The sequence below is a fragment of the Roseovarius dicentrarchi genome, assembly GCF_003316635.1.
Taxonomy (GTDB): Bacteria; Pseudomonadota; Alphaproteobacteria; order Rhodobacterales; family Rhodobacteraceae; genus Roseovarius; species Roseovarius dicentrarchi.
Map to the genome: position 1 here is coordinate 76757 of NZ_QNQP01000010.1, position 22160 is coordinate 98916.

15 protein-coding genes are annotated in these 22160 nt (G+C 62.4%); 5 read left to right on the forward strand and 10 right to left on the reverse strand.

Annotated elements, in window-relative coordinates; translation table 11 throughout:
* Nucleotides 1-121 precede the first annotated feature (121 nt).
* The 3 genes from DQ230_RS09185 to DQ230_RS09195 all read left to right on the forward strand — a co-directional run bounded on the left by DQ230_RS09185 (nucleotide 122) and on the right by DQ230_RS09195 (nucleotide 2251).
* Complete coding sequence (locus tag DQ230_RS09185) at nucleotides 122-838, forward strand: response regulator (RefSeq protein WP_113912291.1); 717 nt, start codon at nucleotides 122-124, stop codon at nucleotides 836-838.
* Between the two features lie 156 nt (nucleotides 839-994).
* The gene (locus DQ230_RS09190) at nucleotides 995-1714 is read left to right on the forward strand and encodes a GNAT family N-acetyltransferase (protein ID WP_113912292.1); all 720 of its coding nucleotides are present in this window, start codon (nucleotides 995-997) and stop codon (nucleotides 1712-1714) included.
* Nucleotides 1715-1774: 60 nt separating this feature from the next.
* On the forward strand, nucleotides 1775-2251 hold the full coding sequence (locus DQ230_RS09195) for a hemerythrin domain-containing protein (protein WP_113912293.1): 477 nt from the start codon (nucleotides 1775-1777) through the stop codon (nucleotides 2249-2251).
* Nucleotides 2252-2266: 15 nt separating this feature from the next.
* On the opposite strand, the gene aspS is transcribed toward DQ230_RS09195, so the two are convergent.
* Nucleotides 2267-4045 (reverse strand): aspartate--tRNA ligase, encoded by a 1779-nt coding sequence (gene aspS, locus DQ230_RS09200; RefSeq protein ID WP_113912294.1) that lies wholly within the window; start codon nucleotides 4043-4045, stop codon nucleotides 2267-2269.
* Between the two features lie 229 nt (nucleotides 4046-4274).
* On the opposite strand from aspS, the gene DQ230_RS09205 reads away from it, so the two are divergent.
* Nucleotides 4275-5483, forward strand: coding sequence for an SAM-dependent methyltransferase (locus tag DQ230_RS09205; protein WP_113912295.1), 1209 nt, complete (start codon nucleotides 4275-4277; stop codon nucleotides 5481-5483).
* A gap of 2 nt (nucleotides 5484-5485) precedes the next feature.
* Here DQ230_RS09205 and DQ230_RS09210 read toward each other — a convergent pair whose 3' ends face one another.
* Complete coding sequence (locus DQ230_RS09210) at nucleotides 5486-6136, reverse strand: aminotransferase class IV family protein (RefSeq protein WP_203228033.1); 651 nt, start codon at nucleotides 6134-6136, stop codon at nucleotides 5486-5488.
* The gene (locus DQ230_RS09215) at nucleotides 6091-7227 is read right to left on the reverse strand and encodes an aminodeoxychorismate synthase component I (RefSeq protein ID WP_113912296.1); all 1137 of its coding nucleotides are present in this window, start codon (nucleotides 7225-7227) and stop codon (nucleotides 6091-6093) included. The genes DQ230_RS09210 and DQ230_RS09215 overlap by 46 nt, the downstream gene beginning before the upstream one ends.
* A 219-nt stretch (nucleotides 7228-7446) precedes the next feature.
* On the opposite strand from DQ230_RS09215, the gene carB reads away from it, so the two are divergent.
* Nucleotides 7447-10749 carry a carbamoyl-phosphate synthase large subunit gene (gene carB / locus DQ230_RS09220; protein ID WP_113912336.1) on the forward strand — a complete coding sequence of 1101 codons (3303 nt, stop codon included), beginning with the start codon at nucleotides 7447-7449 and terminating at the stop codon, nucleotides 10747-10749.
* A 747-nt stretch (nucleotides 10750-11496) separates the two neighbouring features.
* Here carB and DQ230_RS09225 read toward each other — a convergent pair.
* The 7 genes from DQ230_RS09225 to DQ230_RS09255 all read right to left on the reverse strand — a co-directional run bounded on the left by DQ230_RS09225 (nucleotide 11497) and on the right by DQ230_RS09255 (nucleotide 22061).
* Nucleotides 11497-13197, reverse strand: a complete 1701-nt coding sequence (locus DQ230_RS09225) for an ABC transporter ATP-binding protein (RefSeq protein ID WP_113912297.1) — start codon at nucleotides 13195-13197, stop codon at nucleotides 11497-11499.
* Between the two features lie 6 nt (nucleotides 13198-13203).
* Nucleotides 13204-14265: an ABC transporter permease gene (locus tag DQ230_RS09230; protein WP_113912298.1), complete on the reverse strand. Its 1062-nt coding sequence runs from the start codon at nucleotides 14263-14265 to the stop codon at nucleotides 13204-13206.
* 13 nt (nucleotides 14266-14278) lie between these two features.
* On the reverse strand, nucleotides 14279-15235 hold the full coding sequence (locus DQ230_RS09235; RefSeq protein WP_113912299.1) for an ABC transporter permease: 957 nt from the start codon (nucleotides 15233-15235) through the stop codon (nucleotides 14279-14281).
* A gap of 193 nt (nucleotides 15236-15428) precedes the next feature.
* Nucleotides 15429-17039, reverse strand: coding sequence for an ABC transporter substrate-binding protein (locus DQ230_RS09240; RefSeq protein ID WP_238987476.1), 1611 nt, complete (start codon nucleotides 17037-17039; stop codon nucleotides 15429-15431).
* A gap of 332 nt (nucleotides 17040-17371) precedes the next feature.
* On the reverse strand, nucleotides 17372-18997 hold the full coding sequence (locus DQ230_RS09245) for an ABC transporter substrate-binding protein (protein WP_113912300.1): 1626 nt from the start codon (nucleotides 18995-18997) through the stop codon (nucleotides 17372-17374).
* A gap of 367 nt (nucleotides 18998-19364) precedes the next feature.
* A complete protein-coding gene (locus DQ230_RS09250) occupies nucleotides 19365-20675 on the reverse strand; it encodes a replication-associated recombination protein A (RefSeq protein WP_113912301.1) in 1311 nt (436 codons plus the stop codon).
* A 3-nt stretch (nucleotides 20676-20678) separates the two neighbouring features.
* Nucleotides 20679-22061 (reverse strand): trypsin-like peptidase domain-containing protein, encoded by a 1383-nt coding sequence (locus DQ230_RS09255; RefSeq protein WP_113912302.1) that lies wholly within the window; start codon nucleotides 22059-22061, stop codon nucleotides 20679-20681.
* Nucleotides 22062-22160 lie beyond the last annotated feature (99 nt).

Consider the following 22160-nt stretch of genomic DNA (forward strand, 5'->3'; position numbering starts at 1 on the left):
TGTGACGCATGAGGCGGCAACAGGGCTGCGACACTGCCCAATTTCTGCCGCGGGCGTTAACCCCGCGTTAGCCAACTATGCGTAACGCTGTCTCCAGATGCTGCCAAAAGGAGACACGCGCATGGACGATCTGCCGGGCCTGAACCCCATCACCAACCCAACCGCCGCCCGCCCCCTGCTGGGCATGACCATTCTGGTGGTCGAGGACAGCCTTTATGCCTGTGACGCAATGCGATTGATGTGCCTGCATTCGGGCGCGCGGATCCGGCGGGCCGATTGCCTGCGCTCGGCGCGGCGCCACCTTTCGGTCTATCGCCCGACGGTGGTGATCGTCGATCTGGGCCTGCCCGACGGGTCCGGGCTGGACCTGATCGCCGAACTGGCAAGCGCGGAGCCGCGCGTGACGTCGATCATCGCCACCAGCGGGCTGGACGGCGCCGAGGCGCGCGCATTGGCCGCCGGTGCCGGGGCGTTTCTGGCCAAGCCCTTGACCAATCTGGGCGTTTTCCAGCAAACGGTCCTTGGCACCCTGCCCGATGATCGCAAACCATGCGGCCCGCGCATCCTGCGGGACGAGGATATCTGCCCCGATCCGCTCGCCTATCGCGATGACATGGTTCACGTGTCCAACCTGCTGGACGAACACCACGGCGGTCCTGTGCTGGACTATGTCGCGCAATTCCTTGGCGGCGTTGCACGCTCTGCCGATGACCTCCAGTTGGCCCAGGCGGCCGACGCGCTGGCGGATGCCGGTCACGGCGGCGCCGCGCTGAACAGCCGCCTGGCACAGGTTGCCGGGCTGGTGCAGGAGCGGCTGGCAGGCCGCGTGGCGATGTGATCAAGCCGCGCAGCGCGGCTTGCTGTGGATCCGGATGCGAACGTAATTGATACGGCGCAAAGCTGCGGCCGGCGCCAGACGCGCACCTGTCAAAAACCGCTTCCCCTGCCTGCGCCAACATCTATGGTTGGCGGGAACCGATAGAAGGCACGCCACATGACCGATCCACGCCCGCGCGGCCCAATCGTCGAAGGTTGGGCGCCCCCGCCCGCCCCCGCGCATACATCAATGGAGGGCGCCCATGTCCGGCTGGAGGCGCTGGACGCTGCCCGCCACGCGGCGCTGCTGTTTCAGGCGTTCGACGGCGATGATACGGTCTGGGATTACATGCCAGCCGGGCCGTTTGCCGCATCATCGCAATTTCATCGCTGGATGCGTGATATCACCGCGTCCCCCGATTACGTATTTTACGCCATCTACGACAAGAATCGCGAGGCGTATGGCGGATTTGCGTCCTACCTGCGGGTGCAGCCCGCCGCCGGGTCGATCGAGGTCGGATATATCGCCATGGCGCCGCAGCTTCAGCGCACGATTGCCGCGACCGAGGCGATGTATCTGATGATGGCGTGGGCCTTTCGCGCAGGCTATCGCCGCTATGAATGGAAATGCGACGCGCTCAACGCACCGTCACGCCGCGCGGCGCAGCGTCTGGGCCTGAGTTACGAGGGGATTTTCCGGCAGGCCACCGTGGTCAAGGGGCGCAACCGGGACACCGCATGGTTCGCCGCCATCGACAAGGATTGGCCCGCACTGGACGAGGCGTTTCGCCTGTGGCTGGATGACTCCAACTTTGACGCAGGCGGTCGGCAGAAATCATCGCTCAGCGATCTGACCCGGCTGGTGCGCGTGACCGATGACCCCGGCATTTCGCCCTGACGCGCGGAACCAGCGCAGGCATTCGGCGTTCGTTTGGGATAAAACCAAGGAGTTGCACCGATGTCCGATATTTATTCCGCTATCAAAGACGACCACGACCGCCACCGCGAATTGCTGAAGCGTATTGCAAATACCAGCGGCGCCTCGGACGACCGCAAGCAGGCGTGGCAGGAGTTTTACAACGACGTCAAAAGCCACGGCGCCGCCGAGGAGGAAACGTTTTATTCCAAGCTGATCTCCAAGACATGGGGACAGGATTCGGCCCGTCATTCGGTACACGAGCATCAGCAGATCGACGACCTGCTGGAAGAGCTGCGCGACATGGACATGGCCGAGGGGGCGTGGCTGCAGAAGTTCAAGACGCTGCGCCATGATTACGAGCATCACATCGACGAAGAAGAAGACGAGGTGTTTGCGCGCGCCCGCGAAGTCATTTCAGAGGACGAGATCGAAGGCTACGGCGCGCGGTTTCTTGAGCGCAAGAAAGAAGAGCGCAAGCTGATCGAGCAAAAGCGCGAGGACAGTCTGGAGGACTGACCCCGCGCCGCTGCGTTACTTATCCTGCGGGATAACGCGCAGGCCCAGCTCCATCAGCTGATCGGACGTCGGCGCGCTGGGGGCGTTCATCATCAGATCCTCGGCGCGCTGGTTCATCGGGAACATGATGACCTCGCGGATATTCGCCTCGTCCGCCAGCAGCATGACGATGCGGTCGATCCCCGCCGCGCAGCCGCCGTGCGGGGGCGCGCCATATTGGAAAGCCTGCACCAGTCCGCCAAAGCGGGAATGCACCTCGGCCTCGTCATAGCCGGCCTTCTCGAATGCGGCGATCATCACATCAAGGCGATGGTTGCGGATCGCACCCGAGATCAACTCATAGCCGTTGCAGGCCAGATCATACTGATATCCCAGCACTTTCAGCGGATCCCCCTGAAGCGCCTCAAGCCCGCCCTGCGGCATCGAGAAGGGGTTGTGCGAGAAGTCGATCTTGCCCGTCTCCTCATCCGCCTCGTACATCGGGAAATCGACGATCCACGCAAAGGCAAAGCGGTTTTCATCCGTCAGCTTCAGCTCGTTGCCGATCTCTGTCCGCGCTTTGCCAGCCACCCGCTCAAAGCTCGCGGGTTTGCCGCCGAGGAAAAACGCGGCGTCCCCCTCGCCCAGACCCAGCTGCTGGCGGATGGCTTCGGTACGCTCGGGGCCGATATTCTTGGCCAGCGGGCCAGCCGCCTCCATCCCCTCGTCGCCCTTGCGCCAGAAGATATACCCCATCCCCGGCAGGCCTTCCTTCTGCGCGAACGCATTCATGCGGTCGCAGAACTTGCGGCTGCCGCCGCCGGGCGCGGGGATGGCGCGGATTTCGGTGCCCTCCTGCTCCAGCAGCTTGGCAAAGATGGCAAAGCCGGAACCGCGGAAATGGTCCGAGACGACCTGCATCTTGATCGGGTTGCGCAGATCGGGCTTGTCGGTGCCATACCACAGCGCCGCATCGGCATAGCTGATCTGCGGCCAGACGTCATCGACGCTGCGGCCGCCGCCGAATTCCTCGAAAATGCCTTGAATAACCGGCTGGATCGTGTCGAAAACGTCCTGCTGGGTGGCAAAGCTCATCTCCAGATCGAGCTGGTAGAAATCGGTCGGCGAGCGGTCGGCGCGCGGATCCTCGTCGCGGAAACAGGGCGCGATCTGGAAATACTTGTCAAAGCCCGACACCATGATCAGCTGTTTGAACAACTGCGGTGCCTGCGGCAGTGCATAGAATTTACCCGGATGAAGGCGCGAGGGCACCAGAAAATCGCGCGCGCCCTCGGGCGACGATGCGGTGATGATCGGCGTCTGATATTCGCGGAAATTCTGGTCCCACATGCGGCGGCGCATGGAGGCGACCACGTCGCTGCGCAGGGTCATGTTCCGCTGCATCGCCTCGCGGCGCAGGTCCAGATAGCGGTGTTTCAGCCGGGTTTCCTCGGGATATTCCTGATCGCCGAACACCATCAACGGCAGTTCCTTGGACGCGCCCAGCACTTCGATATCGCGGATGAACACCTCAACTTCGCCGGTGGGCAGCTTGGGGTTGACCAGTGCGGCGTCGCGCGCCTTGACGTTGCCGTCGATGCGGATGCACCACTCGCTGCGCACCGCATCGACCTGATCGAAAACGGGGCTGTCGGGGTCGCAGATCAGCTGCGTCATGCCGTAGTGATCGCGCAGATCGACGAACAGAACGCCGCCGTGGTCGCGGATGCGGTGAACCCAGCCAGACAGGCGCACGGTGTCGCCCACATTCGATTTATCCAGGTCGGCGCAGGTATGGCTGCGATATGCGTGCATTGGCGGATCCCCTTTGGCGGCCCCATTCAGAGGCTGTCGCGTCTTTGCGCCGATACACATGCCCAGCGCCGCAAAGTCAAGGGGCGTGGCCGGTCTGGCCCGCTGCGCGCGCCCCTGTTGGAAATGTAAGGATCCAAATGCGCAGTTCATGCGTTACCTTCCAGTTATGTCAGATGCACGGGCCCCGCAGCGCGGCCGCCCCTGCCATGGATGCGCAAAAAGGTGGGACATGTGGAGCAAAGCCCTTGATCATTTTTTAACCGGTTTGGTGCAGCAGGGGCGACTGGATGTCACCTATCCGGATGGCACGGCCAAGGCGTACCAGGGCGCCGCGCCCGGCCCGCAGGTGGCCGTTGCCTTGCATGATGCCAGCCTGCCGCGCCGCATCATGCTGTCACCTGAAATGGCCATTGGCGAGGGGTATATGGACGGCCAGCTGACCATCCACGGCGACGATCTGGAAGGGTTTTTGCGGCTGGCAATCGGAAATATGGCCGCGAGCAGTGCCCCGATCGCGCACCGGCCCCTGAAGGTCATGCGCTATTTGTCCCGGCGGCTGCAACAGTTGAACCCGGCGGGGCGATCACGGCAGAATGTGGCGCATCATTATGATTTGTCAGGCAAGCTTTACGACCTGTTCCTGGATGCGGACCGGCAATATTCCTGCGCATATTTTCCCCATGACGATATGACGCTGGACGACGCGCAGGAGGCGAAAAAAGCACATATTGCCCGCAAACTCCTGCTTGAGCCGGGTATGCGGGTGCTGGATATCGGTTGCGGCTGGGGCGGTATGGGGCTGACGCTGGCGCGTGATTTTGGCGCCGAGGTTCTGGGCGTCACGCTGAGCACCGAACAGCACAAGATCGCCAACGAACGCGCAAAGGCCGAAGGGCTGGCAGGCCGCGCCCGTTTCGAGCTGACCGACTACCGCGATCTGGACGGGCAGTTTGATCGAATCGTCTCGGTCGGGATGTTCGAGCATGTGGGCACGCCGCAATATCGCACTTATTTCAGCAAGATAGACGATCTTCTGACCCCCGAGGGCGTGGCGCTGGTACACACGATCGGGCGCGCCAAACCGCCGGGCGTGACCAGCCCGTGGATCCAGAAATACATCTTTCCGGGCGGCTATGTGCCGTCGATGTCGGAAATGACGGCGGCGATTGAACGCTCGGGCCTGATCACCACAGATCTGGAAGTGTGGCGCCTGCATTATGCCGAAACGCTGCGCCATTGGTACGACCGGTTCATGGAGCGGCTCGACGCGGCGCGCAAGCTTTACGATGATCGGTTTTGCCGGATGTGGCGGTTCTACCTGAAGGCGAGCGAGCTGACCTTCAGGCTTGACCGGCAGGTGGTGTTTCAGGTGCAACTGGCACGGCGGCAAGAGGCCGTGCCGCTGACGCGCGACTATCTTTATCGTGGCAACAGCTGACCTTAGCCCGATACCAGATCGGCGCGGATCAGGCCGCGCAGGGCATTGCCCACGTAAAACGCGCGGCCTGCGGTGATATCCTGCGGCGTCAGGCGCCGGGGTCTGCTGCGACCCGCCGCAATCAGCACCTCGCGCCCAATTCCGGGCAGGACGCCGCAGGCGCGCGGCGGGGTCAGCAGGACATCGCCGGTATCGACGTAAAGATTGGTGATCGTCCCCTCGCACAGCGCGCCGCCGGTGTTGAGGAATATCCATTCGTCAATGCCGGGCGGCAGGTCGGCGCGGGCGCGGTCATACAGATCGCGGCAGGTTGATTTGTGACGCAGCCATGGGTCAGCAGGGTCAAGCCGTTTGGGGTGGAAGGCAACACGCCACCGCGTGCCCGGCCTCTGCGGCTGAAACGCGGTGGCCGTGACGGCGGCCCTTCCTGCCCGGTCCACAGTCAGGCGCAGGCGCAGGCGCAACGCGCTGTCGCCGCTGATCCCGTCCAGCGCGGCATCGACGCCGTGCGGCACGATCCCCAGCGCGCGGGCAGACCGGCGCAGCCGGGCCATGTGGCGGGCGCGGTGCGCAATGCCGTCGCCCGGCGTCCAGAGCATGGTTTCGATCAGCGCGAATTCAGCGTCCGCGGGCGGGCAAAGCGGGTTTTCCACAGCGCCTCCTCATATTCTGCTGCACTTGTGCTGTCATGGACCACACCGCCCCCGACATTGAGCGTCACGCGCCCCTCGTCCAGCAGCAGGGTGCGGATGGCAACGTTGAACTCGGCGCGCCCGTCCGGCGCGGCCCAGCCGATGGAGCCGCAATAGATGTCGCGCGCGCCATCCTCCAGATCGCGCAGCACCTGCATGGCGCGCAATTTCGGCGCGCCGGTGATGGATCCGCAGGGAAACAGCGCCGTGAACAGCGCGGCAAGGCCGGTATCGGGGGCCAGCTGCCCTTCGATCAGCGATGTCATCTGATGAACGGTGCTGTAGCTTTCGACGGTGAACAGCTCCGGCACGGTGACGCTGCCGGGGGTGCAGACGCGGCTGAGATCGTTGCGCAGCAGATCCACGATCATCAAGTTCTCGGCCCGGTTCTTTTCGTCGCCGGACAGGAAAATGCGGCGGCGCGCATCCTCGGCGGCATCATCGCTGCGCGGCTGGGTGCCCTTCATCGGGCGGGTCTGGATGCGCCCCTCGGCATTGGTGCGAAAAAACAGCTCGGGCGAGCGGGACAGCAGCGTTGGCAGATCCCTCTGGTGGACCAGCGCGCCATGGCGCACCGGCTGTGCCGCGACCAGCGCGGCATAGAGCGCGGCAGGATCGCCCGATGCGCGCCCCTCCAGAGGGAAGGTCAGGTTCGCCTGATAGAAATCGCCCGCCCCGATATAGTCATGCACCGTGTCGAACGCGCGCTGATAACGCTCTGCGTCCCAAAGCGGGGTGAAATCCGACAGGCTGCCACCCGGCGCGGGCAGATCCGGCGCGGGGATCGGCGCGTCATAGACCCCGAACGCCATCAGCGGCAGGCGGCGGCGCGCGAGCATCAGGGGCGCCAGTCGTGGCTCCAGCGCATAGCCCAGCTCGTAACTGGCGTAGCCTGCCAGCCATGCACCGCTGCGGCGCGCGTCATCCAGCGCGGCCAGCGCGGCAGGGACATCCTGCGCCGCCTCGGCTGTGATCGTGCGGTGCGCGCCCGCAAACAGGCACGCGCCCTCCGCGTCCGGGCTGGCCGGCCCATTGTCAAAGCGAATTTCCACCTGGCGATCTCCTGCGCAGCTTGCCGTGTCTGGCGCTACCTAGTGCGTTTTGTCGCTGAGTGAAAACAGAACTTGATGCCGGCCCCGCTTGCATGCCCCTTCGCCCCTTGCGCCGGCGCGCCGCATGGATATAACCGCCAACAATTTGCGCGCCCGCCCCATGCGGCGATGCTCCCGGCGGGCCTGCGCAACCATAGCTGCCAAGCGGGGACACCGGATATGCCAAAGCGCGACGATATTTCATCCATCATGATCATCGGGGCCGGGCCCATCATTATCGGGCAGGCCTGCGAATTCGACTATTCCGGCGCACAAGCCTGCAAGGCGCTGCGCGAGGAAGGCTATCGCGTCATTCTGGTCAACTCGAACCCGGCGACGATCATGACCGATCCGGGGCTGGCCGATGCCACCTATATCGAGCCGATCACACCCGAAATCGTAGCGAAAATTATCGAAAAGGAACGCCCTGATGCGCTCCTGCCCACGATGGGCGGACAGACGGGCCTGAATACCGCGCTGGCCGTGGCCGATATGGGCGTGCTGGAGAAATACGGCGTCGAGCTGATCGGCGCCAACCGCGCCGCGATCGAAATGGCCGAGGACCGCAAGCTGTTCCGCGAGGCGATGGACCGCCTCGGCATCGAAAACCCCAAGGCGACCATCGCCAACACCATGCAGGAATGCATGGATGCCATTGATTACGTCGGCCTTCCCGCGATCATCCGCCCCGCCTATACCCTTGGCGGCACGGGCGGCGGCGTGGCCTATAACCGCGAGGATTACGAGCATTACTGCAAGACCGGGCTTGATGCCTCGCCCGTCGGCCAGATCCTGATCGACGAGTCGCTGCTGGGCTGGAAAGAGTTTGAAATGGAGGTCGTGCGCGACAGCGCCGACAATGCCATCATCGTCTGCGCCATCGAAAACGTCGACCCGATGGGCGTGCATACCGGCGATTCGATCACCGTGGCCCCTGCCCTGACCCTGACCGACAAGGAGTATCAGGTGATGCGCAACCAGAGCATCGCGGTGCTGCGCGAGATCGGCGTCGAAACGGGCGGGTCGAACGTGCAATGGGCGATCAACCCCGCCGATGGGCGCATGGTGGTGATCGAGATGAACCCGCGCGTGTCACGCTCCTCGGCGCTGGCATCGAAGGCGACGGGATTTCCGATTGCGAAAATCGCGGCGAAACTGGCCGTCGGCTATACGCTGGACGAGCTGGACAATGACATCACGCAAGTCACGCCGGCCAGCTTCGAGCCGTCGATTGATTACGTTGTCACAAAAATCCCGCGCTTCGCGTTTGAGAAATTTGCAGGCAGCGAGCCGCATCTGACTACCGCGATGAAATCGGTGGGCGAGGCGATGGCGATCGGCCGCACCATCCACGAAAGCTTGCAAAAGGCGTTGGCGTCGATGGAGACGGGGCTGAGCGGCTTTGATGAAATCGAAATCGAAGGCGCCCCCGAAAAGGCCGCCGTCACCCGCGCGCTGGCCAAGCAGACCCCCGACCGCATCCGCGTGATTGCACAGGCCATGCGCCACGGGTTGAACGACGACGATATTCACGCCGTTACCATGTATGATCCATGGTTCCTGGCCCGCATCCGCGAGATCATCGAGGCCGAAGAGGACGTGCGCGCCAGCGGCCTGCCCTCCGACGCCGCCGGGCTGCGCCGCCTGAAGATGATGGGCTTCACCGATGCGCGGCTTGCCACCCTGACCGGCTCCAGCGAGGCGTCCGTGCGCGCGGCGCGGCGCGGCGCGGGCGTCACCGCCGTCTTCAAGCGGATCGACACCTGCGCGGCGGAATTCGAGGCGCAGACGCCCTATATGTACTCCACCTACGAGGCTCCGATGATGGGCGACGTAGAATGCGAGGCGCGCCCCTCGGATGCCAAGAAGGTGGTCATTCTGGGCGGCGGCCCCAACCGCATCGGTCAGGGGATCGAGTTCGATTATTGCTGCTGCCACGCCTGCTATGCGCTGTCGGACACCGGTTATGAGACGATCATGATCAACTGCAACCCCGAAACGGTCAGCACCGATTATGACACCTCCGACCGGCTGTATTTCGAGCCGCTGACGTTCGAGCATGTGATGGAAATCCTGCGGGTTGAGCAGGAGAACGGCACGCTGCATGGTGTGATCGTGCAGTTCGGCGGGCAGACCCCGCTCAAGCTGGCCAACGCGCTGGAGGATGAAGGCATCCCGATCCTTGGCACCTCGCCCGACGCCATTGATCTGGCCGAGGACCGCGAGCGGTTTCAGGATCTGGTCAACCGTCTGGGGCTGAAGCAGCCGGTGAATGGTATCGCCTCGACCGACGCCCAGGCCTTTGCGATTGCCGAGAAAATCGGCTTCCCGCTGGTGATCCGCCCGTCCTACGTGCTGGGCGGGCGCGCGATGGAGATCGTGCGCGACATGCCGCAGCTGGAACGCTACATCGCCGAGGCGGTGGTGGTGTCGGGCAAAAGCCCGGTCTTGCTGGACAGCTACCTGTCAGGCGCGATCGAATGTGATGTCGATGCGCTGTCCGATGGCGAGAACGTGCATGTCGCCGGCATCATGCAGCATATCGAAGAGGCCGGCGTACATTCCGGCGACAGCGCCTGCTCGATCCCGCCCTACACGCTGGACGACGATATCATCGCGGAAATTGAGCGGCAGACTGTCGCGCTCGCGCGTGCTCTGAAGGTGGTCGGGCTGATGAACGTGCAATTTGCAGTAAAGGACGGCGAGATTTTCCTGATCGAGGTGAACCCCCGCGCCAGCCGCACCGTGCCTTTTGTCGCCAAGGCGACGGATTCGGCCATCGCGTCCATCGCCGCGCGCCTGATGGCGGGCGAGCCGCTGAGCAACTTCCCGCATCGCGGCGATTACCCGGAGGACGCCACCCCCGGCAGCCTGCCGATGGCCGACCAGATGACGCTGGCCGATTACGCAATGCCGTGGTTTTCGGTCAAGGAGGCGGTCATGCCCTTCGCCCGCTTCCCCGGTGTCGATACGATCCTTGGCCCCGAAATGCGCTCGACCGGCGAGGTCATGGGCTGGGATGTCAGTTTCCCCCGCGCGTTTCTCAAGGCGCTGATGGGCGCGGGCGTGGTGCTGCCCGATAGCGGCGCGGTGTTCTTCTCGATCAAGGACAGCGACAAGACGCCCCTGATTATCGAGGCGGCGCGCATCCTGCTGGATATCGGGTTCAGCATCGTTGCAACGCGCGGAACGGCGGCGTTCCTGACGGAAAACGACCTGCCTTGCACCGTGGTGAACAAGGTTTACGAGGGGCGTCCCAACATCGTGGATATGCTGAAAAACGGCGAAATCGCCGTGGTGATGAACACGACCGAAGGCGCGCTGTCGGTTGAGGACAGCCGCGAAATCCGCTCGGTCGCGCTGTATGACAAGATCCCGTATTTCACCACCGCTGCCGCATCCTTGGCGGCCGCACAGGCCATGCAGGCCCGGCTGGAGGGCGACCTCAAGGTGATGCCGCTGCAAGGCCCCACAGCGGCGTGAGCAAAATGTGCAGGCCGGTCCCATCCGGCCTGCACACGTGGTGTTGCATAATGACACCAAAGCGTGAGCGCGAAATAATCTTAGCGCACATGCGCAAAACACTCTCTGCGATTTTTTCACGCCTTATCATATGCTTACGATGCGCTCCGCAAGCTATGCAATAAGGTCGCAGCAGCCATGACGCCATTCCTTGAAATATTGTTCACTTGCCCTTTGCTTTCCCAATGGAAATGGATAGATCCGGATCAAGGCAGTGACCGCTGCCCCAGATGAAAACGCAGCATAGGGAGGCGCCCATGACACGGGATCAACTAAACCGAGAGTTACGCATGCATAGTGCCACCTGGCCTGCTGTGCTTGTTGTCTATGGCCTTATTTTCGGGACCATGGTCCTGTCAGCGATGTCGATGACCTGACACGCAGGCCGGCCCGATCCTGACCGGATCGGACTATTCAAAAGTTTCAGCAGATGCAGCGGCGGATGGGCACACCCACCCGCCAATCCCCCATTCTGGCGAGGGTTTGGATAACCCCTGCCACACGGCCAGAAGCGATACTGCCATGACCAGAGATCAACTGACCCGCGAGTTGCGCGCGCACAGCGCCAATTTTCCAACTGTCCTGATCGTCTATGCCGTTATTTTCGGCACGATGATCCTGACTGGCCTTGCAATGACCTGATACCGCCCGAACGGGCAGTGATCGAGCGGCGAATGGACCCCCATTCGCCGCTTTTTCTTTGCCGGGTCAGGCACTCGTCGGGGCGATCTTTTCATCTTCGGGGTCGATCTTCTTCGACGCCGATTCGCCCAGATTCTCAAGGCCGCGCTCTTCCAGAAGCGTGGTCAGCCAATCGGGGTCCATCTCGGGCACCGAGCTAAGCAGAAGGTCGGTGTAGGGATGGTGCGGCGGGCGGAACATCTCGTCCTTTGGCCCCTGCTCCACCACTTGGCCATTCTGCATGACCACCACCTCATCGGCGATGGATCGCACCGTGGCCAGATCGTGCGTGATGAACATATAGGCCAGGTTCAGCTCGTCCTGAAGCCTGTCTAGCAGGCGCAGGATGCCCTCGGCCACCAGTTGGTCCAGCGCCGATGTCACCTCGTCGCAGACGATGAAACTGGGTTCGGCCGCCAGCGCGCGCGCAATGCCGATCCGCTGCTTCTGGCCGCCGGACAATTCGGGTGGATAGCGGTTGTAGTATTGCGACGGCTCCAACTCGATCAGATCCAGCAGCTCGTCCACCCGGTTTTTCAGCGCGGCGCCCTTCAGGCCCGAATAGAAACGCGCCGGCCGCCCGATGATTTCGCTGATTTTCACCTTGGGGTTCAACGCGGTGTCGGCCATCTGGTAGATCATCTGGCACTGGCGCAGCTGTTCCTTGTTGCGGTTGCGGTAGTCCGCCGGGAACGGCTCGCCCTTGAACAGCACCTCGCCCTTTTGCGGTGGCAGAAGGCCGGTGATGACGCGCGCGGTTGTCGATTTGCCCGAGCCAGATTCGCCGACCACGGCCACGGTCATGCCCTCGTAAATATCAAAGCTGACATCATCGAGGATCTTGGGGCCGTTGGAATAAGCCGCATCGACATTTTTAACCGAAATCAGGCAATCGCGCCCCTCGCGGCTGCGCTGGGGGGATTTGAAGCTGCGCACGGCCCAAAGGGATTTGGTATATTCCTCCTTGGGGTTGCTCATCATGTCGGCGGTCGAGCCTTCTTCGACTTCCTCGCCTTTCAGCAGCACCTTGATCGTGTCGGCCATCTGCGCAACGACGGCCAAATCGTGGGTGATATAGAGCGCGGCCGTATCGAACTGATCGACGATGTCGCGGATCGCCGCCAGCACCTCGATCTGGGTGGTCACGTCCAGCGCCGTCGTCGGCTCGTCAAAGATGATCAGGTCGGGGCGGCAGGACATCGCCATCGCCGTCATCGCGCGCTGTAGCTGACCGCCGGAGACCTGATGGGGATAGCGAAACCCGATTTCATCAGGGTTCGGCAGGCGCAGCCGATTGTAGAGGTCAATCGCGTCCTCCTGTGCCTCCATCCGTTTTTTCAGGCGGTATTGCAGCGGGCCTTCGGTGTGCTGGTCGATGATCTTGTGCGCCGGGTTGAAGGACGCCGCCGCCGACTGCGCCACATAGGCGATGCGATTGCCGCGCAGCGCGCGCCGCTCGCCTTCGGTCGCGGTGGTCAGCTCCATACCGTCGAATTCAATCGACGAATCCTCGGAGATGCGCGTGCCGTCGCGCGCGTATCCCATTGCGGCGGCGCCGATGGTGGATTTGCCGGCGCCAGATTCGCCGATCAGGCCCATCACCTCGCCCCGGTGCAGGGTCAGATCGACACCCTTGATGATGTCGACCCAGCTTTCATCGGAATAGCCCTGAATTTTCAGGTTTCTGATTTTCAGCAGGACATCTTTTTTCGTCTTGTCATATGGCATGTGTCGTTACTCCTTCAGTCCCGAGGACCGGTGCAGCATCCAGTCCACCACGAAGTTGACCCCGACGGTCAGCAGCGCGATGGCGGCGGCAGGTATGAGCGGTGTGATTTCACCAAATGAGATCAGCGTCGCGTTTTCGCGCACCATCGACCCCCAGTCGGCCGTGGGTGGCTGAATACCAAGCCCAAGGAAGGACAGGCCCGCGACCAGCAGGAACACAAAGCAGAACTCAAGGCCGAATTCAGCGATCAGCGGCGCGGTCGAGTTTGGCAGGATCTCGCGGCGGATCAGATAGCCGGTGCCCTCCCCGCGCAGCTTGGCCGCTTCGATATAGTCCATTACCACCACGTCGCCCGCAACCGCCCGCGTCAGGCGGAAGACGCGCGGCGCATAGATGATCGACACGGCGATGATGATCACCGGCATGGACGGGCCGAAGATCGACAGCATCAGCAGCGCGAAGATCAGCGAGGGAATCGACATGATCACATCCGCGACACGGCCCAGCATATTGTCCAGAAAACCGCCCTTCGTGGCCGCAAGAAGGCCCAGAAACGCACCGACGAAAAACGCCAGCAGCGTGGCCGTCAGCGCCAGTCCGACAGAGTTGCGCGTGCCGTAGATCAGGCGGCTGAACATATCACGGCCCAGCTGGTCAGCGCCCAGCAACATGTTTTCATCTGCCGGCGCGAACGCTGACGCGATGACTTCGGCCTCACCAAAGGGGGCGATCCAGGGTGCGAAAACACCTGCGACAGCGTAGGTGAAGATCACGAACATGCCGAAACCGGCGGTCAGCGGCGCTGTGCGCAGCTCCTTGGCCACTTCGCGTGAGACAATCAGGATCAGGAACTCGCGGAACGCGTAGGACACCATCGCGGCCAGTGCGATCACGCCAGCCGCGATCGCGATGAACTTCAGCGCATCCGCGCCGCCGATGATGCCCACGATGAACGACACCAGCGTCAGCGAGAACAGCAGCAAGAACGCCGACCGTTGATTATAGAACGCGGCGAGGCACGACGCGATCAGGAGCAGCGAATAATACGCGATTACAAAAATACCCATATCTCGTACTCCCTTATTTCGGATGCCGCAGGCGCGGATTGGTCAGAATTGCGCCCACGTCTGCCGCAAGATTGAGCAGGATGAAGGTCGCGGCGAAGATCAGGCAGCAGGCCTGCACCACGGGGAAATCGCGTTTGCTGACCGCATCGACCAGCGCCTGACCGATGCCGGGATAAACGAACACCACCTCGACCAGAACAACGCCGGTGATCAGATAGGCCAGGTTCAGCGCGATCACGTTGATGATCGGCGCCCAGGCGTTGGGCAGCGCGTGGCGCACGATGACCTTCCACGGCGGTGTGCCCTTCAGCTTGGCCATTTCGATATAGGGAGAGGCCAGCAGGTTGATGATCGCGGCGCGCGTCATGCGCATCATATGCGCGGTGACGACCAGAACCAGCGTCAGGGCCGGCAGGAACGTCCGCTCCAGCAGTTCCCAGAACGACATGCCGTCGCTGAGGCTGGCGATGGCGGGGAACATGCCCCACTTGACCGAAAAGAACAGGATCAGGATGTAACCCAGGAAAAATTCGGGGCTGGAGATGGATGTCAGCGTCAGCACGTTGGCCACCCGGTCAAAGATCGAGTTGCGCAGAAGCGCGACGATCACGCCCAGCGTGATGGCGAAAGGCACAGCGATAACGGCGGCATAGGTGGCCAGAAACAGCGTGTTGCGGAACCGCTCGCCAATCACGCTCATCACCGGCTCTTGCGTCACGATAGAGCTGCCGAAATCGAGCATCAACGCCCCTTTCAGCCAGTCGAAATACCGCACAAGTGCGGGATCGTTCAGCCCCATCTGCTCGCGCAAGTTTCTGACGTTTTCCTCGGTCGCCCCCTGGCCCAGAACCGCCTCGGCGATGTCGCCGGGCAAAAGTTCGACCATGAAAAAGATGATGACTGAAATCACCAGTAGAATAATCAGTCCCAGACCGAGCCGTTTCGCAACAAGCCCTAGTATGTCGCCCATGTGTCCCTCCTGCTGCCCTTCCGGCCCAATGTCGCCCTTACGGCGCGCCCGGAATTAACAGTTGATCGTCATCTTTGTTACGCGTGCGCGGTAACTGCATGACATTGATTTTGGCCCATAATCCGGCGCTACGGCGCCGTGCGGGCATGAAATCCCGGCGCCGCAGGGGCGCCGGGATCGGTACTTTATCGGTTTAGCTTTCAAACCACCAGCGGCTGGCGGCACGGTATCCGTCCAGCTGCCAGGCGATGGAATACTCCCCCGCGGTGCCGATATTCTTGCGTTTGCCGTAAACGAAATTGGGGAAATACGGGATTACCGTACCGCCATCGTCGCGCGACAGGATCGCCATATCGCGATACATTTCAGCGCGCAGGGTATCGTCCAGCTCGGCCTTGGCCTGAAGCAGAAGCTTGTTGAACTCCTCGTTCTGCCAGTGCGATTCGTTCCACGCCGCATCGTCCTTGTAGGCAAGGCTGTACATCACATCGGGTGTCGGGCGCGCGCCCCATGCGACCATGCACCACGGCTTTTTCAGCCAGACATCGGACCAGTAGCCATCATTCGGCTCGCGCGACACCTTGACGTCGATGCCCGATGCCTTGGCGTGTTCCGAATACAGGATCGCCGCATCGACCGCGCCGGTCGCGATTGAATCGGCGGAATGAAGCGTGACGCTCAGATCTTCCATCCCGGCCTTTTTCAGCAGCGATTTGGCCTGATCGGGGTCGTAGGGCGTCTGCTCCACGTCCTCGGGCCAATAGGGCATGGCGGGCGAGTGGTGGAAATCGTTGCCGATTGTGGCCGCGCCGAACAGGATCTTTTCCATCATGTCCTTGCGGTCAATCGACAGCTTCAGCGCCTTGCGCACGTTGACGTCCGTGAACGGCTCGACATCGCAGAACATCGGCATCGTGATCGTCTGCGCGGATGGCAGGTTGATCACGTCCACCTCTGGGTGACGCTCCAGCAGGGTCATCGTCTTGTTCTCAAGCCAGCTGGTCGCGTCCGCGTCGCCGGTGACAAGGGCGGTCTGGCGCGCGTTGGGATCGTTGATGAAAATCACCTCGACCGCGTCGAAATAGGCCCCCTCGCCGTGCCATTCATCGTGGCGGGTCAGGTTGGCGCTGCGGCCCGGCTCGAAACTGTCCAGCTTGTAGGGACCGCAGCCATCGCCCGACTTCCAGTCAATCGAGCCATCGTCAGTCGCGGGCAGAATGACGAAATGATAGTCGGTCATCAGCCAAGGCAGATCCGCGTTGCCGCTTTCCAACTTGAACGTGACGGTCTGGTCGTCAACGGCCACAACGTCGGTGACAACCTCCAGCAACGCCTTGGCAACCGATGTGGTTTTCTCGCCCCGGTGGTAGTTGATCGAGGCGACCACATCGGCCGCCTTCACCTTGGCGCCCGAATGGAAGGTCGCGGCGGGGTTCAGCTTGAACGTCCACTCGGAGGCGTCTTCTGTCGCGGACCATTCGCTGGCCACATCGGGGCCAAGCGTGCCGTCCGTGTTGATCAACGTCAGAAACGCCCGGTGCGTATGCGCCAGCAGGATCTCGGCGTTGGATTCGTAAAGACCCGGATCGTGGCTGTCGCCCGAATTGCCGTCATGCTGCGCAATTCGGAAGGTTCCGCCGCGCTTTGGCTCTGCCCGTGCGGCCGTGCCCCACAGCCCGGTCGCGGCGCTGGCGGTGACGCCTGCGGCCATCGCGTAATTCATGAACGAACGGCGCGAAACGCGCCCTTCGCGGGCGGCGTGCGCCAACTTGTCCAGCATCATCTGAGTGTTCGGATTGGTCATGTCATCTCCCTGAAAGTCCGCTTTTATCTTGTCATGTGCGGGCATCTTTGGTGGCCGGACGCCTGCGAAGTTTGTGCATGCTGCGATCCGCAAGCGGGCCCGAAAGCGACGTGTTTATACCAAAACACGAAAGTCACCCTGCATCCACAATTTTTTGATACGCAACGATATTCTCACTACACCCTTTTGGTGAAACAAATTTTCATGGCGTGGCAACTCAACACCCCAAACACGAAAAAAGTTCCGGCTCCGGCTGTTTGAACCGCGCTGAAGAACCCGGCGCACGCGGCGCCGGGTCCGGATCATCGCAGCCAGGCGACAGGCTTGTGCGATCAGCCCGAGAACCACCAGCGGCTGGGGCCGCGCGCGCCGTCCAGCTCCCAGCTGGAGGCAAGGTTGTCCCCGGTCGAGACGTTGCTGCGCACCGCATACACAAAGTTGTTGAAGAACGGGATGATCGTGCCGCCATCGTTGCGCGCCAGCAGCGCCATATCGCGGTACATCTCGCTGCGCAGCTCGTCGTTCAGCTCCGCCTTGGCCTTGAGCAGCAGCGTGTTGAACTCCTCATTCTGCCAGCGCGACTCGTTCCACGCAGCGTCATCCTTGTAGGCAAGGCTGTACATCACATCGGGCGTCGGGCGCGCTCCCCAGCTGACCGCGGTAAACGGCTTTTTCAGCCAGACATCCGAATAATAGCCATCATTCGGCTCGCGCACGACATTGACGTTGATACCGGCCTGTTTCGCCTGCTCGGCATACAGAACGCACATATCGACCGCACCCGAGAATACGGAATCGGCGGTGCTGAGATCGACCTGAATATTTTCGGCGCCCGCCTTCTTCAGCAGCGATTTCGCCTGATCGGGATCATAGTCGCGCTGTTCAATTCCTTCGGGGAAATAAGGCATCGCCGGGCTGTGGTGGAAATCATTGCCCTTTGTTGCCTCGCCAAAGGCGATTTTCTGGATGATCTCGTCGCGGTCCATCGCCAGCTTCATGGCGTTGCGCACATTCACATCCTTGAAGGGCGCGGTGTCGCAAAACATCGGCATGGTGATCGCCGCAGCAGATGGCACACTAAGGATATTGATCGACGGATCACGCTCCAGCAGTGATTTCGTCTTGAGATCGACCAGTGAAATCGCATCGACGTCGCCCGTTACCAGCGCGGTCTGGCGCGCGTTGGGATCGTTCAGAACCAGCATTTCCAGCGCGTCGAAATAAGCCCCGTCAAGATGCCAGCCGTCATGGCGCGACAGGTTGAACTGCACGCCCCATTCCGCATCGTCAATCTTGTAAGGGCCGGAGCCATCCCCCGACTGCCAGTCAATACCGCCATTGCCGTCGCTGGGGCAGACCGCGAAATGGTAGTCGGTCATCAGCCACGGCACGTCTGCGTTGCCCGCGTCCAGCTCGACCACGACGGTATGTTCGCCATCCGCGCGGATATCCGTCACCGACGACAGCAGCGATTTGGCCGCCGAAGTGGACTTCTCCCCCCGGTGGAAATTCAGTGAATTGACAACATCCCCGGACGTGACGGGCTTGCCGCTGTGGAACACCGCATCAGGCGTAATTTCAAAGGTCCAGACGGACGCGTCATCATTCGGCTCCCACCCGGTGGCCAGATCGTTGCCCAGCGTGCCATCGGAATTGATCATCGTCAGATAGCTGCGGTACTGATGCGCCAGATAAATCTGCTGGCGGCTGACATAGGTGCCCGGATCGTGGTTGTCAGATGAATTGCCGTCATGGATGCCAAAGCGGAACGTCCCGCCCTTCTGCGGCGCGGCCTGGGCGCGGGTGGTCCACAGACCGCCAGCGGCGGTTGCCGCAATACCGGCAGCAGCAGACGTATTGATGAACGCACGGCGCGACAGTCTGCCTGTGCGCGCGGCACTGTCCAGCGTGGCGGACAGCGCGGAATCGGTGGTTTTGGTCTGATTAAATTTGGTCATTTATATCTCTCCGTAAAGTGGGATTGATTTTCTCGCGCAGATCCAGGCGCTCTGACTGCCAGCAGTAGCGCAGGCGGCACGCGGCGCCGAATGTGCCCCCGGCCGGTGCGTGCGCAAGGGCAGTGGCCCCGCGGCAGAGTGAGTGCATGGCATATAGCCTGATTGCGACATTTCCTTAGGGGAACATGAAACCCCGCTGACTACCAGCGGAAATAGGCCGAAATACCCTATTTATAGGGGTTGACGGCAGCTGAACCCGGCCTGCGCTGATCGAAATACGGCCATTCGGGCCACAATCTGCTGCCCGAATATGTCGTTTTCAGACCATCAACCCCATGCGCGGACGCCTGGCCTGGCGCGCATGACACTATTCGCGCCGCAGACGCAGCTTGGTGAAATAGTCCAGCCGCTTCTTCAACTCACGCTCGAATCCGCGCTCGACCGGTTGATAAAGGATGGGGCGTTTCATGGTTTCGGGAAAGTAATTCTGCCCTGAAAACCCGTCTTCGGCGTCATGGTCATAGGCATAGCCCGACCCATATCCCTGCTCTTTCATCAGCTTGGTCGGCGCGTTCAGAATGTGCTTTGGCGGGGGCTCTGATCCGGTCTTTTTGGCTTCGCGCATCGCCGCTTTGAAGGCCACGTATCCGGCGTTCGATTTGGGCGCCAACGCCAGATAGGTTACCGCCTGCCCCAGCGCCAATTCGCCCTCGGGGCTGCCCAGCCGCTCGTATGTCTCCCACGCGTCCAGACAGACGCGGTGCGCGTGGGTATCGGCCAGCCCGATATCCTCGACCGCCATACGCGCGATGCGCCGGGCCAGATATCGCGGATCTTCGCCCCCGGTCAGCATCCGCGCCAGCCAATACAGCGCCGCGTCGGGATCGGACCCGCGCACCGATTTATGCAGCGCCGAGATCAGGTTATAATGCTCATCCCCGGATTTGTCGTATTTTGCCGCCCGCCGCATCAGGCGACTGGCCAGCCCCTCCGGCCCCAGCTTGCCGGTCAGTTTCCACGCGGCGATCTGCTCGATCAGGTTCAGCAGCGCCCGGCCATCTCCATCGGCCATCTCCAGCAGCGCCTCGCGCGCCGGGCCATCCAGCGGCAGGGGGCGGCCCATCTCGCGCTCGGCCCGCTGGGCAAGACGCTCCAGATCCGACAGCGCCAGACGGGTCAGCACCAGCACCTGACTGCGCGACAAAAGCGCGGCGTTCAACTCAAAGCTTGGGTTTTCGGTCGTGGCGCCGACCAACAGGATCGTGCCGTCCTCCATGAAGGGCAAAAATCCGTCCTGCTGCGCCTTGTTGAAGCGGTGAATTTCGTCGACGAACAGCAGCGTTCCCTGCCCGTTCCGGCGGCGATGCGTCGCCTCCTGAAACACCTTCTTCAATTCGGCGACGCCGGAAAAAATTGCGCTGATCTGAATGAAATGCAGATCCGTCTCATCCGCCAGAAGCCGCGCGATCGTCGTCTTGCCCACCCCCGGCGGACCCCAGAAGATCAGACTGCCCAGACTGCCCGCCGTCAGCATCACGCCCAGCGGCGCCTCGCGGCCCAGCACCTGCTCCTGCCCGATCACATCGCCCAGCGATTTCGGGCGAAGGCGATCCGCCAGCGGGCGGTGGCCTTGCTGCGGCTCGGGCGCGGGTGCGCCGGTATCGAACAGGTCCGCCATCTGCTAGAGCCGGAACCGCATGGTCAGCCGCCGCTGCCCGCGCTGCACATCCAGCGCCAGCCGCCCGCGCGCCCGCTCCAGCGCTGCGTTCGCCTCGGTGCTGGATGCAATCGCCGCGTCGTCCACGCCCAGCAGGATATCCCCGGCACGCAGCCCGGCGCGCGCGCCGATATCACCCGGATCAACCACCAGCGCGCCATCGGCTATCGAAAACGGCAAGTCGAATTCAGCCATCACGGCCGGGTTGATCGTGCTGAGCGTGACACCCGGCACCGCCGCCCCGGCCCCGGTGGTGAGCGTCGCGCGCGGCGGCGTTTCCGGCGCGCGCCGCATCGGCACGATCACATCGCGCGTCTCGCCGCCCTGCACCGCCGTCACGGTCAAATCCACGCCGATCCCGGCAATCGTCATGCGATAGATCATCTCCGCCGGGCCACTGACATCACGCCCGTCCACAGCAAGGATCACATCGCCGGGCGTCAGCCCCGCCGCGCCAAAGGGGCTGGCCGGGTGGACCCCGGACAGGATGACCCCGCCGGAGCGGTCCAGCCCTAACCCTTCGGCCATATCAAAGGTCAAGGGCTGGCCTGAAACGCCCGCCCAGGGGCGCTGAAATTCGGCCTCGCCCGCGCGGGCCTGCGCCATGAACTGGCTGACCAGAGTGGCCGGAATGGCAAAGCCGATACCGTTCGATCCGCCCGAGCGGCTGAGTATCGAGGTGTTGATGCCAATAAGCCGGCCGTTGATATCGACCAGCGCACCGCCTGAATTGCCGGGGTTGATCGGCGCATCGGTCTGGATGAAATACCCGCGCGTGTTGCCCGTCACCGTGCCGGACCGCGCAAGGCCCGACACGATCCCGCTGGTCACGGTCTGTCCCACACCAAACGGATTGCCGACCGCCAGCGCCAATTCGCCCACCTCGACGCTGTCGCTGTCGCGAAGCTCCAGCGCGGGCAAGTCCGTCGCACCGGCCAGTTGCAAAATGGCCAGATCGCTTTCCTCGTCGGCCAACAGCACGGTCGCGTCAAATTCACGCCGGTCGGTCAGCACCACGCGGATGTCGGTCGCCTGCCCGACCACATGATAATTCGATACGACGATGCCGCCCGCATCCAGAATAACGCCGGAGCCCAGCGAATTTTCCACGCGCGGCGGCTGCGCACCAAAACCCTGAAACAGCTGCCCGAAAAACGGATCATCCGCGAACGGGCTGGCGCGCCCCTCAATCACCCGGCGGGCGTAGATGTTGACCACCGCCGGCGTCACCGCCTTGACCACGGGCACAAAACCCATCTGGATTTCTGCCTGGCTGGTCGGCACCCGGGTTTCGGCAATGGCGGGGGCGCTGAGCACCAGCAAGGCAAGGGCAATCGGTCTGAGCATCGCGCGTCTCCGTCAACTGTGCCTGCCCGATATGCGCGTCGCCGCATCCGATTGCAAGTTTGCGCCTCAACGCCGGACATGCAAAAGCCCCCGCCGATA